The 15,315-nt window shown below is 67.4% G+C and carries 10 protein-coding genes; 6 read left to right on the top strand and 4 right to left on the bottom strand.

Going from position 1 to position 15,315, the window contains the following annotated elements:
- Window positions 1-164: 164 nt before the first annotated feature.
- From ABZX37_RS42500 to ABZX37_RS42480, 5 genes are all read left to right on the top strand, one after another.
- Entirely contained in the window at window positions 165-1,529 is a 1,365-nt protein-coding gene (locus tag ABZX37_RS42500) for a lanthionine synthetase C family protein (protein WP_354749589.1), read from the top strand.
- 5 nt (window positions 1,530-1,534) lie between these two features.
- Complete coding sequence (locus tag ABZX37_RS42495) at window positions 1,535-4,630, top strand: lantibiotic dehydratase (RefSeq protein WP_354749585.1); 3,096 nt, start codon at window positions 1,535-1,537, stop codon at window positions 4,628-4,630.
- Window positions 4,631-4,659: 29 nt separating this feature from the next.
- The gene (locus ABZX37_RS42490; RefSeq protein ID WP_354749583.1) at window positions 4,660-6,507 is read left to right on the top strand and encodes an ABC transporter ATP-binding protein; all 1,848 of its coding nucleotides are present in this window, start codon (window positions 4,660-4,662) and stop codon (window positions 6,505-6,507) included.
- A complete protein-coding gene (locus tag ABZX37_RS42485; protein ID WP_354749581.1) occupies window positions 6,504-7,445 on the top strand; it encodes an LLM class flavin-dependent oxidoreductase in 942 nt (313 codons plus the stop codon). Before ABZX37_RS42490 ends, ABZX37_RS42485 begins: the two co-directional genes overlap by 4 nt.
- A gap of 130 nt (window positions 7,446-7,575) precedes the next feature.
- A complete protein-coding gene (locus ABZX37_RS42480; RefSeq protein WP_354749579.1) occupies window positions 7,576-7,989 on the top strand; it encodes a hypothetical protein in 414 nt (137 codons plus the stop codon).
- A 697-nt stretch (window positions 7,990-8,686) separates the two neighbouring features.
- Here ABZX37_RS42480 and ABZX37_RS42475 read toward each other — a convergent pair.
- The 3 genes from ABZX37_RS42475 to ABZX37_RS42465 form a co-directional block, all read right to left on the bottom strand.
- Entirely contained in the window at window positions 8,687-10,000 is a 1,314-nt protein-coding gene (locus ABZX37_RS42475) for a M14 family zinc carboxypeptidase (RefSeq protein ID WP_354749577.1), read from the bottom strand.
- 109 nt (window positions 10,001-10,109) lie between these two features.
- Window positions 10,110-10,763: a hypothetical protein gene (locus ABZX37_RS42470; protein WP_354749575.1), complete on the bottom strand. Its 654-nt coding sequence runs from the start codon at window positions 10,761-10,763 to the stop codon at window positions 10,110-10,112.
- A gap of 150 nt (window positions 10,764-10,913) precedes the next feature.
- Entirely contained in the window at window positions 10,914-11,771 is an 858-nt protein-coding gene (locus tag ABZX37_RS42465) for an NAD(+)/NADH kinase (protein WP_354749573.1), read from the bottom strand.
- A 65-nt stretch (window positions 11,772-11,836) separates the two neighbouring features.
- Here ABZX37_RS42465 and ABZX37_RS42460 point away from each other — a divergent pair, with 65 nt between their 5' ends.
- Window positions 11,837-13,072, top strand: a complete 1,236-nt coding sequence (locus ABZX37_RS42460; protein WP_354749571.1) for an FAD-binding protein — start codon at window positions 11,837-11,839, stop codon at window positions 13,070-13,072.
- 38 nt (window positions 13,073-13,110) lie between these two features.
- Here ABZX37_RS42460 and ABZX37_RS42455 read toward each other — a convergent pair whose 3' ends face one another.
- On the bottom strand, window positions 13,111-15,285 hold the full coding sequence (locus ABZX37_RS42455) for a tetratricopeptide repeat protein (RefSeq protein ID WP_354749569.1): 2,175 nt from the start codon (window positions 15,283-15,285) through the stop codon (window positions 13,111-13,113).
- Window positions 15,286-15,315 lie beyond the last annotated feature (30 nt).

Genomic DNA, 15,315 nt, shown 5'->3' with positions numbered 1-15,315 from the left:
GCCGGTGTTCGCGCCGAAGGACAAGATCGCGGACTGGCTGGAGATGTACACGGGTCTGATGGAGGTGCCGTACTGGACGCGTTCGGCGGTCACCCACGCGCGCGTGGGCGCAGCACCCCGCACCACCTATCCGACCGCGGGAAGGAGTCGTGGCTGTGCGCGGCATGACGGAGGACACGCTCGCCGACGTCCGGGAATTCTGGCACGGCGCGGTACCGGCCGATATCGCCGATCGCGCGCTGTCCTGTGCGACAGAGATAGCGCACCGGTTGAGCGACCCGGACCGGCTGCTGGACCTGATCGTCGATTCCGCCGATCAGTCGGAACATCCCATGGCCTGGCAGTTCCCGGCCTTCGCTCACGGGCATGCCGGCGTGGCGCTGGTGCACTTGCACGCCGCCCAGGCCGCGGCGACCGAGGCCGAGGGCGAGGCGTTGCGGCAGGCAGCGTTCGATCGTGTGCGCGAGGCGTTCACGGGTACTCGCGCCGAACCGCTCGACTCCCCGTCGCTGTTCGCAGGCATCGCGGGACTTGCCCTGGTGTTGACGGATTTCGCCGCGTACGAGGCGCGCTTCGAACCCAGTCTCGAACGCTTGCACGCCCAGCTCGCGGCCAAGATCGCCGAGCAGACGCCGAAACGGGTCGAGCGCGCTGTCGCCGACTCCGACTACGACATGATCAGCGGTGCCGCCGGGGTCCTCGCCTACTTGTGTTCGGTGCCAGAGCCGTCCGAGGAGCTGCGCATCGCCGGCGGACGCTTGGCCGACTACCTGATCTGGCTGGGCGAACCGCCGGCCGACCCGTCGCTGCACTGGCGCTGGCTCGTCGCCCCGGAATTCGTGCCGCCCGCGGCGCGGTACCGGGCCGGCTATCCCGGGGGCTACCTCAACGTGGGCCTGTCCCATGGGCTGCCTGGGGTGGTCGCTGCGCTTGCGGCCGCATGGCGAACGGGCATTCGCCGGCCAGGCCATCTCGCAGCGCTGGGTCGGATGATCGACTGGCTGATGGGTGTGCGAACGGCCGACGAGGATGGCCCGATGTGGCCCGCGGACATCCCGGTCGACGCTGCCGGTGCCTGTGTCCCGGTCTCGGGTCACGACCAGCTTTCCTGGTGTTACGGCACTGCCGGTGTCTCCGCCGCGCTGCTCGCGGCCGCCGACGCGCTCGACGACGACGCCCTCCGCGCGAGCGCCGTGGAGTCGTTCGAGGCAGTGCTGAAGCGCACCGAGCACTCGCCGATCACCTCCCCGACCCTATGCCACGGCATGGCAGGCGTCCTGCTTATCTGCCTGGATTTCGCCGCCCGCACTGACAGCGCGACAGCAAGCGAAGCCGTCCCGGTGCTGCTGACCAAGCTGCTGGCGTTCGCCGACCCGGACCGGCCGCTGCTCTTCGCCGACGAGGAGATCTCGGAGAACTTGGTCGACAGCCCCGCATTGCTCTCTGGGGCGTCCGGGGTCGCCCTGACCTTGCTGACCGCCGTCGCCGTCCGCCGGCCCGCGTGGCTGCGCGCGTTCCTGACGAGGTGATCCCGATGCTCCCGCGCTATGAGAACCTGGATTTCTTCCTGCTGCGCGCCCCCGCTCTCCCCGCGTCCACCTTCGTCGACCTGCTGAGCGACAACGACGTCGGACGCACACGGGACCGGATCCGCGCGCTTGCCTCGGCTCCAGAGGTGCGCCGGGCGCTCTACGTGGCCAGCCCAGATCTGGCGGCAGCGCTGGAGAAGACCCCCAACAACCCGACAGGCAACCGTGCGGACCGGATGTACTCGCGTGTGCTGCGGTACCTCACCCGGATGTCGACCCGCCCGACCCCGTTCGGCGCGTTCTCGGGGATCGCGCTCGGCGAGTTCGCCGAGACCACCACGGCACGCCTCGGCCCGGCTGCGCTGGGAGGAGCGCGTGTCCGTGCGGACATGAGTTTCTTGCTCGGGTTGATCAAAGAACTCGAGACCGATCCAGGGCTGCGGTCCCAGCTGCGCGTCGTGCTCAACTCCAGCATCTACCTCGACGGCGATCGAGCCGTGTTGCCGTACGCCGACATCTACGGCACGCAGGACAAGCGCGCCGTCCGTGTCCGCGCCACGCCCGCGGTGCTCGCCGCGATGCGCCTGACAGCCACTCCCGTCCCGTATGAGCGGCTGGTCGACGAGCTGGCAGCCGAGTTCCCCGACGCGCCCGACGACCGGATCACCGGCTTGATCGGCCAGCTGAGCGAACTCAACATCCTCACGAGCGACCTCCGCCCTCCGCTCACCATGGGCTCACCGGAACAGCACTTGCTGAAGCGCTTGGTCGACAGCCCTGCCGCCGCACCCGTCGCCGAGGCTCTCCGGGAGACCGTCGAGGTCTCCCGCAGAACGGATCTCGCGGGGCTGAACAAGCTCGAGGGGCTGCACCGGATGCTCGTCCCCGGGCACACCGGTCAGACCTATCAGCTCGATTCCGTACTCGACCTGCGTGACCCGCACATCACGGCTGAGGTCGGCCGCGAAGTGGCCGGCGCGGTCGACGTGCTCATGCGGCTCAGCGCGGCCGTGCCCGGGCACAACTACCACCTCGCGCAATACCGTCACGAGTTCGAGGAAAGGTACGGCGATTCGTTGGTGCCGGTGCTCGAAGTGCTCAGCCCCGAAACGGGGCTCGACGCACCGCCGACCTACACCGAGCCGCCTCGCACCCATCCGTTGCCTCCCTCCGACCACGTGCCCGACTCCGCCGAGACTGATCGGGTCCTCACGGAACTTGCCGCCGAGGCATGGTGGCGCGGCAACCGGGAGGTGGAGCTCACTGATGCCTGGCTCGCCCGGCTCGCCCCGCCGGAACAGGCGCCGCCGCTCGGGTTGTACCCGGCGCTCGACGCCTACGCCCAGCTTCAGGTACGCGGTCAGATCGAGAACGGCGACTGGCGGATTGTGCTTCGGGAGGACGTGATCGCCTACGGCGGAAGGACGTACGGACGGTTCTTCGACCTGTTCGACGAGAGCACCGTCGATCGCCTTCACGGCTATGCGAAACGGGAGGAAGCCCTGTTCCCAGACGTGGTCTACGCCGAACTGTCTTACCTCCCCACGGTCGGCCGCGCCGCGAACGTCATGCTGCACCCCCGGGTCCGGGAGTACGAAATCCCGCTCAACACCGCTCCCTCGGTGACGTCGAACTTCGTGATCACGCTGGACGACCTGCTCGTCGGCGCTGGGGAGGACAGGCTCTTTCTGTGGTCGAAGCGCCTCGACCGGCAAGTCGTGGCCACCCAGACGCACATGCTCAGCCCGCATGTCGCGCCGAACGTGGTCCGCTTCCTGCTGGAGGTGTCCAACGACGGGTACGTGATGCCGTCCGGGTTCCGCTGGGGATCCTTGGATTCGATGCCGTTCCTGCCGCGTGTCACACGCGGCAGGACGGTGCTGCGGCCCGCCCAGTGGACGCTGCACGAGAAGATGCTCGTCGCGCAGGACACCAGTCGCGCCACCGCGTTGGCCCAGTGGCGGGACAAGTGGCGCGTGCCGCGGTACGTCTATCTTGTCGACGACGACAACCGGCTGCTCGTCGACCTGGAACACCCGCTCGGTGTTTCCGAGCTGGAACACGAGCTGCGCCGTAGAGCTGGCAGGGCGCTCCTGCACGAGATGCTGCCCGCGTTCGGAGAGCAATGGCTCGCGGACGAATCGGGCCGCGCGCACCTTGACGAGATCGTCGTGCCGCTGATCGTGCGCGATGTCGCCGAGTCCGCGCGCTCTCCCCTGCCGGTGACTTCCGTGCGGCACGGTACGGCTGCCGCTCCGTTGCACATGCCCGGCGAGGAGTGGGCGTTCGTCTCCCTGTACTCGGCATTCACTCGCCACGACGAAATCATCGCGGAATCCCTGACCGAACTTGCCCGGCGGCTGCGAGACGAGGACGCGGCAGACCGGTGGTTCTATCTCCGGTACGCGGATCCGCGTCCGCACCTGCGGGTGAGGTTTCGCGCCACGAACGGGCGGGCCGCACAGTACGTGCTCGGCGAGGTGCTGAGCTGGGCAAGAACGACCGTCGCGGCCAGACAGGCGGTGGAGTTCAGCGTCGACTGCTACCGCCCCGAGCTTCATCGTTACGGCGGGCCGGCCGTTTTCGACGCCGTGGAAGAGTTTTTCGCGGCGAACAGCGATGTCACAGCCGAACTGGTGGCTCTGCTGCTGGCGGACGACTCGCTCGACCCCGAGTTCGTCGCGGTGGCCGCGGTCGACTCGCTCTACCGCCAGTTCGGCCTCGACTTGCCCGCCCGTCTGGCGCTCGCCCCGCCCGGCGACGATTCGGCCGCCGCCCGCAGAACGTTCCGGGAGCACCGTGCTTATCTCACCGAGTTGCTGGTGCCTTGGGACATCCGGCCGGACGAACGCGGCCGCGCCCACCACGAACTGCTCGCACCGGTGTTGGCAGGGCAAACCGAGGCGGCGCGAGCCGCGGCCGCGGCCGTCGACAGGGCGGCGGTGTCCGGCGAGCTGTCCTCCGGACACGCGAGCGTTCTCGGCAGCCTGGCTCACATGCAGATCAACCGCCTGATGCCGGTGGACCTGGAACGAGAAGGGCGCTGCTACACGATCTGGAGGCACGCGCTGCGGGCGCTGGGCGGCCGCCCAGACGCATGAACCTGACTGGCCGCGGAGAACGGGGAGCGATGACCAAAGACACTGACCTCGACGAGGAGAAGCCCGCCCTGCGGCTGGCGCATTGGGGCCGGATCGCTCTGTTGCTGTGGCGGCTCAGCCCTGTCCGGGTGGTGTTCCTTGTGCTGAGCATGGTCGCCATCTCGGGGGTGCCCGCGATCCAGCTCCAGCTCACAGCGGCCGCGGTCCAGGCCGTCGCGGACGCCTTCGGGGCCGGAGCGTCCGCGGCAAGCTTCGAACCGGTGGTGCTCATCGGTGTCCTGATCCTGGTCTTGTCGATCGCGGGCCACCTTTTCGGGGTGTGGCACCAGTATCTGGATTCCGTGCTGCGGCTCCTGCTCACCACCGCCATCGGCGAGCAAGTGATGCGCAAAGGCACCCGGATGGACCTCCAGGACTACGAGAACGCCGACTCGTACGACAAGCTGCAGCGTGCCTACCAGGAGAGCGGCGGATCGCGGGTGCATCAGCTGTTCACGGATACCCTGGAGTTCGCCCGGGAGCTGATCACCATCGTGTCGGTCGCCGCGGTGCTCGTGTCCTGGAATCCCTGGCTCGCGGTGCTGATCCTGTTGTCGCCGCTGCCCTCCGCGGCGGCGCAAATGCTCTACGGCAAGAAGATGTACGAGATCGAGTACCGGCGGGCGGCAGATCGCCGGAAGCTCATCTACTACCAGTTCCTGACCACCACAGACCACTCGTTCAAGGAAGTCCGGCTCTTCGGGCTCGGCCCGTTCTTCATCGAACGGTACCGCGCGCTTGTCCGGGACTTCCTCTCCGTCGACTGCGGGATCACCCGGAAGCAGTCGTTGCTGCTGGGCGGGCTCGGCTCGATCAGCGTGGTGGCCTCTGCCGGGGCGATCGTGTTCGCCATGCTCAGCACGGTCTCCAGCGGCCGCATCGGCGAACTGGCCGGGTATCTCCAGGCAATCGGGATCGTGCAGGCGTCGGCGCACACCATGCTGCTCGGTGTGGCGATGCTCTACCAGAACGCGCTATTCGTGGGAAACCTGTTCACGTTGTTCGATATGCCGGAACGCAAGATCTCCAGCGGGAACACGAGTTTCCCGGCATCGCTGTGTCGCGGCATCGAGTTCCGTGACGTGAGCTTCGCCTACCCGGGCACCGACATTCAGGTGCTCGACAGGGTCAGCTTCACCTTGTCCGCCGGGGAGTGCACTGCGCTCGTCGGGCACAACGGCGCCGGCAAGACCACGGTGGTGAAGCTGCTCACCAGGCTCTACGAGCCCACGTCGGGGCAGATACTGGTGGACGGCAAGCCGATCGAAGACTACGACCTGGACGGGTTGCGCCGGAGCATGGGCGTGATCTTCCAGGACTACATCAAGTACGAGATGTCCGTACGCCACAACATCGGTTTCGGTTCGGTGGAACACCTCGACGACGACGACCGGATCCGGGCAGCGGCCCGCGCCGGCGGCGCGACCGACGTCGTCGACCGGCTGAACGGCGGATACGAGGCAGTCCTCGGCCGGCACTTCGAAGACGGGGCCCAACTCTCCGGCGGCCAGTGGCAGAAGATCGCGCTGGCCCGTGCGTTCATGCGCGCGGCCCCGGTAGTCGTGCTCGACGAGCCGACCGCTTCCATCGATGCCGAGGCAGAGGCCGAGGTCTTCCAGCGGTTGCGCGAGATCGCGGGCGGGACGACGAGCCTGCTCATCGCCCACCGGTTCTCCACCGTCCGGATCGCCGACAAGATCATCGTCATCGACGGCGGCAAACTGGTGGAACAGGGCACCCACACCGAGCTTCTGGCCGCCGACGGGCATTACGCCTACCTGTTCAACCTTCAAGCCGCCGGGTATCTGGCCGACGACAGCACCGAGGAGCACCTGTGAACAACGTTTCGATCCTCCTGCCGCTGGGGTCGTCCGACGCCGCGTCCCTCGCGCCTTTCGCCGACCTCGTCCGCAAAACCACGGCCACCCGGCTCTGGCAAGGGCAGGCGCTCGGGATCGAGACCCATCAGGCCTTCGCTTACCTGGCCGGTCAGGGGTATCGGATCCCGACGGGCACGTGCGTGACACTGATCGGTCTCCGCCACCCGTTCGAGGCCGCTCTCCAGTCGCGGTCGCTGGCCGCAGTCACGGGGCACGACATGGTGTACGGCGTCGGCACCGGCGCCGCGGAATTCGTCCGGAGCGTGCGGCGAAGGTCCTACGCCAGCCCGCTCGCAGCAATCGAAGAATACGTCGAGATCGTCCGTGCCCTCCTCGCCGGGGAACAGGTGGATCGAGCAGGCCTTTACCACGAAATGCACGGGGCGCTCACGCCGCTCGACCATCCTCCCGTCGCGCTCGGACTGGGAGTACTGCGCCCCGGCATGGCCCGCTTGGCAGGCGAGATCGCCGACGTCGCGATCACCTGGATGACACCCGTTCCCTACCTGCGGGACGTACTGCTCCCGGCGTTGCGCGGGGGCGGACGGGCACCGCGCGTGGTCTCGGTCGTGCACGCGGCCACTGCCGCTCCGGGCCGGGATCCTCACCAGGTGGTGCTGAACGCGACGCACGAACATCTTTCAGCACCCCATTACACGGCGATGCTGCGACTGGCCGGGTTGAAGGTGCATCATACGCAACCGTCCGTCGGGTCCCGGGTCCTCCTCAGGTCCGGGACGTTCCTGTATGGCAGCCCGGCAGAGATCGCCGAGGGCATCCGGGCTTACCACCGTGCCGGGGTGGACGAGGTCGTCGTCAACACCGCCGGCGTCGCGCTGACCGACGGTTTGCCCGCAGCCGAGGCGGATCTCTTCGCCATTCTGGAAAACTGCTGATCAGGAGGCGTATTCTCCATGTCGATCTTCTGCTACAGTTAAGAAAAATACATTCATCCAGGAGAACCGCACAATGCCGAAAAGCGGTCAGGAAAGCTTGCGCAAGGGGATCGGAAGCCTTGTTGTCACAATGACAGCACTCTGGCTGGATCCGACGTCAGGCCCCGGGGAATCCGATACGTTGCCGAGCCGGGCAGGCGCCGGCGTACTCGCCCTGTGGACCGCGCTCGGGATCGGGCTAGGGGCCGCGGTTTCGGCATTCCGGCTGCTGACCGCGTCCAACGAAGTGCAGCCGATCTGGTTTGCCGTCGCCGTGCCGATGTTCCTGCCGTTGCTGCTCGGTTTCGTCAAGCTTCCCCGCTTTCGCTTCCGAGCGCTCGCCGCGGCGCTGCTCCTGGGCGCCGCGGTCGGCACCGGGGTCGGATTCCTGATGCCCGCGGCGGCAGGCACCTTCTGGACTGCGTATCTCGCTCTGTCCGCAGGCGCTTTGATCGCCGCGGTGGTCTACGGCCTCATCGCACGACCCAGTACCGAGGACAGCTGAACACGGCTGGCGTCGGCGCGGCCAGTACGCGGTCCCGCACTTCCCGCGACATCTCAGGGCAAGCATGGCCCGCAGCGAATTCCCCTCGCGTCGGCAACGACAGTCCCGGCAACTGTCATACAGGCACAGGGCCTAGGCCACAGCGGCAATACTTGCCCGACAGCGAAAGACTCCTCTTCCCGGCTCGACCGGTCTTCACCTGTCCGCGGGGCGAACTTCTCGGACGACCCAACGCTGATCGGGAGCCGTCGCCGCTGTCCGTCGACAGTTCGCCCGGTGACGACGGGCCCCTTGCCGGGACAAGGAAGCGCAGATCTTCGCTCGCTTCACCATGTCCTGCCCACTCAATAGCCTGAGGATCTTAAAGGTGCGACGAAGGGGCACCTCGCCCAGCGAACAGGCTGGTCGCTCGGCGGTGGGCACCGATGCCCAAGCCGGACTGTCCGCACGACGCAGATTGTCCGGAAACCCAGGCGAGTAAATGGGCGAGGCACCTCGCGTTGCCCCGCCTCGCAGCCGAGTCGACCCTGTCTGTCACCGCGTTCAGCTGGCCCGAGCAGGTCTCCGCAGGCGGCCTGAAGTACCCAGCAGGCTGCGACCGATTGCTGAGCGCACGTCGTCCCGCCACTGCCGGCAGCCCCCGCAAAGCACGTCACCTGGCTCCGAAGGGGTTGCCGTCCAGCATCTCAGACACGGATCACTGCTGATACGGAGCCGCCGCCGACTGGGCCGCCGTGATCAGTGCACCCTTGTTCTTCGGCCAGAACGTGCTGTCCACGCACGAATACCGCGGCAGGAACCCGCCGCAACTGCCGCTCTGCCCGCCCATCTCGAACGTGAAGCTCGCGACCCCCAGCGCGCCGTAGGTGAAGTCGTCCGTCGTGCCGCTGGTCGAATAGCCCACGGTTTCCGTGTTGGTCCCCACCAGATACCCGTTCGAATCGCTGAACTTCGCGCCGAGCTTGCGCAGTGCGGCGTCGTTCGGCGCGGGGTCGGAGGTGAAGCCCCACGGGACGATGATGTCGTTCCCGTAGCTGTGCAACGTGATCATCGTGCCGCGAGCGGTGTCCGGGGCCGGGTCGTTGTCGCCGCTGCCGCGCTGTTCGGGGTAGATCGAGCGGAACAGCTTTTCCAGCGCCTGGACTTCGGGTTCCGACCCGGCCTCGGGTCCCTGGTAGGTCTCCGCGCACGGCGAGTTCGAGTCCGCGCCCCAGCGGAAGGTCGAGTTGCGGTTCAGGTCGATGCCGTTGTTCGTCCCGCCGCAATCGCCGTTGGCGGTATCCGCGTTCTTGCGCTGCAATTTCGGCGAATTCCCGCCGGAGGCGACGATGTCGACGCCGTCCGGGTTCGAGATCGGCACCACCCACACCTCGGTGGTGTCCAAAATGGACGTCGCGGTGGCATCGCTGCCGTACCCGTCGGCGAGGTAGTCGATCCAGCGCCAGGCGACTTCGCCGGTCGAGATCTCCCTGGCGTGGATCTGTGCCATCAGAACGAATTTCGGCTTCGGCGATTTCGTGGACAGCGTGCAGTCGCCGTCCTGTTTCTTGGTCAGGCAGATCGCGTTGATGTCGTGGCCGCTGTTGCCCTGGGTCTTCAGCCACGACTGGCCGAGCGTGTACTCGGTCGCCAGATCCGGATGCGCCGCCGCGACTTTCGCGAGGTGCGCTTCTTGCGCCGGGACCGTGCGATAGCCGCCGTAGAACGTGTCGCCCGCGGCGCGCGTCGTTACTCCTTTGTAGACAGTGTCGAAGAATTCCGGCGCATAACCCCGGTCCCGCAGCTGCCCGGCGACCGCCTGGTTCCCGATTACGTAGGCCACGCCCGGGCTGGTCCCCGCGACGTCGAACCCGGCGTGCGCCAGAGAAGCCGCCTCAGCGGGGGTAGCGGGTACGCGCCACGAAACCGGATCGTCCGGCGCGGCGGCGGCTGCGGCGGTCGTGGTGCCGCCGAGTGCGACCAGCACCCCGACGACGCTGAGAGTGAGCCAGATCGAGAACTTGCCCGCCATCGGAGCTCCTCACGCAGCGAAGGATGGTCACCCCGTGCGGACGGTGACCAATCGGCAGCGCACAGTGTGCTCTCCGCGGTGATTCCGGCCCACCTCCGAAAGTCGGGTGTCAGCAGGTGACCGAAACCTTCGCGCCGCGCTCGAACGAAACGTGGACGTGGTCGAAGTGGTTCGCGGTCTCGCCGCCGCGGTCCTCCATCGCCGACCAGCCGCCGCCGTCGTTGTAGCGCTGCTGCCAGATCACGTACTTCGCGCCGAACTCGCTCTGGTGCTCGAGAACATAAGCGGCCAAAGCGTTTCCGGTCTTCGTGTCGACCATGAAGTCCAGCGCGAGACCGGCCGGATGGTCGCTCGCGCCCGACCGTCCGGCCCGGCCGCCGACCGTATCCACCGAGAACTTCTCTTTGAGATAATTGCCGACCTGCGCCACCGCGGGCTGGGTACCGGCCAAAGTGGACGAACACGCTTTCGCCGCCGGGGTTTCCGGAGTGCGCGACGTCGTTTTGCTAGTCGGCGAAGAGGAAGACGTCGTCGGGGCAGCGCTGGAAGACGTCGTGGGCGGCGTCGAAGTGGTGGACGGAGCGGTGCTCGACGCCCGTGGCGCGCTGAACGCGTGCATTTCCGCGGCGGCGGCCGGGAATTGCTGCGGTTCGACCGCACCGGCGGTCAGCCACACCGGCACCGCCAGCGCACCGACGGCCAGCACGCCCGCCGCGGTCGGCAGCCGCCACGACTTCGATCCGTCCCGATGTCTACCGGACACCTCGCACCACCATCTCCTCGTTCGGATCCGCAAAGCCGCCCCGACATTACGAACAGGACACGGCAATGTCACCGACAAGTGACAGCGGGCACAGTTCACCCGGTATTACTGCAGGTCAGGACGCGATTACTGGCCGACCGCACGACCTGCTCAGGACAGCGGAATCTCCGCCGAATCAGAGAGCCGCAGCTTGCGCCGGGCGCGCTGGTAGAAGGTCGTCATGCCGAGCCGGACGACGCGGGCCGCGTTCGGCCGGGCGTGCAGGTCGATCGTTTCGCCGGGCCCGACATACCCCGCCACCTGGCCGTCGACCTCCACCGCGAGCCGCCCGCTCGACGGCAGCACCTCCAGGGTCACGGTGTCGTGCACGGACAACACGACGCCGCGGCTGTACGCCGAATGCGGCGCGGCGGGCGTGACCAGCAGCGCTTCCACCGCCGGGCTCGTGATCGGCCCGCCGGCGGAGAAGCTGTATGCGGTGGACCCGGTCGGCGTCGCGACCACGACCGCGTCGGCCGCGTAGCTCACGAACTGTTCGCCGTTCACCAGCACCGCGACCACGGCACTCCCGTCCCCGGGCACGCGCACCACCGCGACGTCGTTGAACGCGGTCTCGATCCGGCCGCCGAACCGCGCGTCAACCGCTATCCGGGGCTCGACGGTGAACTCCTCCCGGTCGATCGCGGACAGCGCGAGCGGCAGGTCCGGGACGTCGACCTCGGCGAGGAAACCGAGCTTCCCGAGGTTGACGCCGAGCACCGGCGCGTGCTGCCCGTCGGCGAGCCGCATCGCGCGCAGCATGGTGCCGTCGCCGCCGAGGCTGACCACCAGATCCGACCGTTTGCCCAGTTCAGCGGGCTGGACTCCGGTCGCGGAACAGTCGACCCGCGCGATCTCGTCCACGATGCCGAGGATCTCGATCCCGCGGACGGCGGCCCAGCCCAGCACCGCGTCGACCGCGGCTTTCGAGTCGCGGCGCGGGTGCAGCACGAGTCCAGCGGAATGCATGTCGGGTCTCCTCGTCTCAGCCTGTCCCCAGTCTGCCGCGCCGGGGCCGGTTAGGCTCGGCGTTCGTGATCGAAAACTGGGCTGGCAATCTCACCTATCGCGCCCGCGAGATCCTCGCCCCGGGCACCCTTTCCGAGGCGCGGGAACTCGTCGCGAGCGCAACCCGGGTCAAGGCGCTCGGCAGCCGGCACAGCTTCAACACGGTCGCCGACAGCCCGGACGGCGTCCAACTCGATCTCTCCGCCGTCCCCATCACGCCGGAAATCACCGCCGAGACGCTCACCGTCGGCGGCGCGACCCGCTACGGCGACGTCGTCGCGCAGGTGCACGAGGCCGGGTACGCGCTGGCCAACCTGGCGTCACTCCCCCACATCACCGTCGCGGGCAGCGTCGCGACCGGCACTCACGGCTCCGGACAGCGACTGCCCGGCCTGGCCTCAGCGGTGTCCGCCGTCGAACTCCTCACCGCCGACGGCTCTCTGCGCACCTTCTCCCGCGCCGACGCCGAGTTCCCCGGTGTCGTGGTGAACGTCGGCGCGCTCGGCGTCCTCACCCGGCTCGCCCTCGATCTAGAGCCGACTTTCTCGGTGCGCCAAGACGTTTTCGACGCACTCCCGTGGTCCGCCGCGCTGGAGCACTTCGACGAGATCCAGGCCGCGGGCTACAGCGTCAGCCTGTTCACGAACTGGGCGCGCGACGTCGTCGACCAAGTCCTGGTGAAGAACCGCGTCCCGGCCGAGATCCCCGATTCCCTGTTCGGCGCGCTTCCCGCCGACGGCCCGCGCCACCCCGCCCACGCAGCGGGCATTTCGGCGGAAAACACCACGGTGCAAGGCGGCGTTCCCGGACCGTGGTACGACCGGCTGCCGCATTTCCGGTTGGAGTTCGCGCCAAGCGTCGGGGCGGAATTGCAGAGCGAGTACTTCGTGCCGCGCGTCCACGCGGCCGCCGCGTTCGAGGCGTTGCGCAGCATCGGCGACCTCATCGCGCCGCTGCTGGTGGTGTCGGAGATCCGCACCGTCGCCGGTGACGAACTCTGGCTGAGCCCGGCGTATGGCGGCGACCGGGTGGCGATGCATTTCACCTGGCAGCAGCGTCAGCCGGAGGTCGAGGCGGTGCTGCCGTTGATCGAGGAGAAGCTCGCTCCGTTCGGTGTTCGGGCCCATTGGGGGAAGCTTTTCCACGGCGCGGCTTTGGATCTGGACCACCACGGGGTGCGGCAGTTCCGGAAGCTGGCCGCCGAACTGGACCCGGCCGGGAAGTTCCGGAACCCGTTCCTGGAACGGCATCTGCTCCGATAGACGCCGTCTGCACTTGAACAAGGCCGAATACCGCCACTTCATGAGCACAGTCGTCGGCGAGCGGCCAACTCGCCGACAATGACCGGGTTGAGCTGCACCAGCAGCTGGTCAGCAGCTGCCCATCGCTCGCCCGCCACGCCCAGCTCGCCTTGTTCCGCCGCGATATTGCCCAAGCCCACCAGCGACCGGGCAAGCTCTGCAAGTTCATTCTCTTCCCGGGCAAGTTCTGCCGCCTTGTCGTACCAGGTGCGGGCGTCGCCGTGGATGGCGGCGCGGTAGCAAACCCAGCCCAGGCAATTCACCGCCAACAACACTTCGCGCGGTGAACTCGCCAGTTCATGCGCTTGCCGTGCGTACTCCAAAGCTTCGAAGGCCCGGTTCAACGAAGTCGCCGCCAGCGCCATTCCGCGCAAGGTGATGACCTCGTTGCGTGAGCGTCCGGTCCTGCGGTAGACCTCAACGGCTTTGCTGAGACCAGCCAGTGCTTCGGCCGGCTTTCCCCGGTACAGCTGAACCCAAGCAAGACTCGCGCGCGAGTCTGTCTCTCCGTGTTCGCCACCGAGAGCGGCAAAGAGCTGCGCGGCACGTCCATGGCTCCGCGCCGCCTCGGGCAGGTCTCCACGTTCCTGATATGCCATTCCAAGATTGTTCTCGATCATCGCCACGACACGGTTCTCGTCTTCCCGTTCCGCCGCGGCAAGCGCGCGCTGGTGAGTCCGGATCCACGGTTCCAGCAATTTTTCCCGGCTGAAGAAGGCACGCAACAGATGAGCAAGACGCCAGCAATCGCGGGGCCGACCGATCTCGTCAGCCAGCTCGCACAGCGACGCAAGAGCGGGCCACCGCTTGCGCAGCCACGTCAATGCCTGCCCGCTGTCGGTGAACTCGGTTCCGTCGCATCTTGGTACGTCGGACTGGAACCGCCCTGGCTCGATGAGCGCGTCTGCCGCACCAGTCATCGGCACGGCGTAGTCCAGCAGCCGACCAAGCGCGGCGCCGCGGTCAGTCTCGTCCAATCTGAACAACTTGTGTCCGGAAACGAGCGCCCGCACCAGGTCATGCAGTTCGACATCGCCGCCTGATCGGCGTTCGACGAGGTAGGCCTGGTGGAGACGGTCCAGCAGGCAAACCGTCTTCAACCGGTCGAGGCCGGCCATGGCAGAAACGAACGCTACGTCGGCCCTCCCACCGGGATGCACCGCCAATTGCGCAAGGAGACGCTGCTCCTCGGGCCGCAGCCGCGCACACGACAGCGACAGGGCACCGGCGACGCTCCGCTCTTCGTCTTCGAGAGCAGCAAAGCGACTCGTCTCCGACGACAGCTGCGCACGGAGTTCTTCCGAGGTGACTCCGCCGGCACGAAAACGAGCGGCCACGATGCGGACTGCGAGAGGAAGACAACCGCACGAGGTAACAATGTCCTGGACCTCCGGATCCGGCACCGCTTCGTGACCGGAGACCAACTGGAACAAGTCCGCGGCTTCGTCTTCCTGCAACACGCCGAGATCGATGTGCCGCGCCTCGTCGAGCGCGTTCAATCGGGTGCGGCTGGTGACCACCACTCCGCACTTGGGCTCGGCGGGAAGCAGGGAACGGATCTGGCTCGCCGACCGCACGTTGTCGAAGACGAACAGCATCCGGCGGCCAGTCAGCACGGTGCGCAGCAAAGTGATCCGGCTGTCCCGATCCGGCGGAATGTCAGTGTCCGGGGCGACCACGCGGAGCACGCGTTCAAGGCCTTCCGCTTCGGTAAGCCCCGGGCTGCCCATCGTGTATCCCTGGAAATCGAGCATGAGGCAACCGTCCGGGTAGGTATGCATGACAGTCATCCCCACCACGACGGCCAACGCCGTCTTTCCCGCACCGGCGATCCCTCCCACAACCACTATCTCCGGTCGGGGTTCGAGCAGGGTCGAGACTGCGTCGGCGAGTTCGCGATACCGGCCGACGAAATGCCGCGGCTTGTCGGGAAGCCCGCAGGGAACTCCTGCGGGCCGGGAGCATCCCGCGTCGGTCTGGGCCAATCCGAGCAACGCCCCGTTCGCTTGGAAGTACTTGTCCGCTTCGAGCACGAACTTGTGTTGGGGGCGCATCTGCCCCCTCTCGACGCGGCTCAGCGTCGAGGCGCAGTAGCCCAGTGCCTCCGCAACCACTTCCAGGCACAAGCCCTTCTCGGTGCGGCGGCGTCTGAGGTCAGTGCCGAATGCATGCATGTGTGCTCCTAGAATCGTCGGGGTTTCCTC

It is taken from the genome of Amycolatopsis sp. NPDC004079, from assembly GCF_040610415.1.
Classification (GTDB): Bacteria; Actinomycetota; Actinomycetes; order Mycobacteriales; family Pseudonocardiaceae; genus Amycolatopsis; species Amycolatopsis halotolerans.
This window is presented reverse-complemented; position numbering and strand designations above follow the sequence as displayed.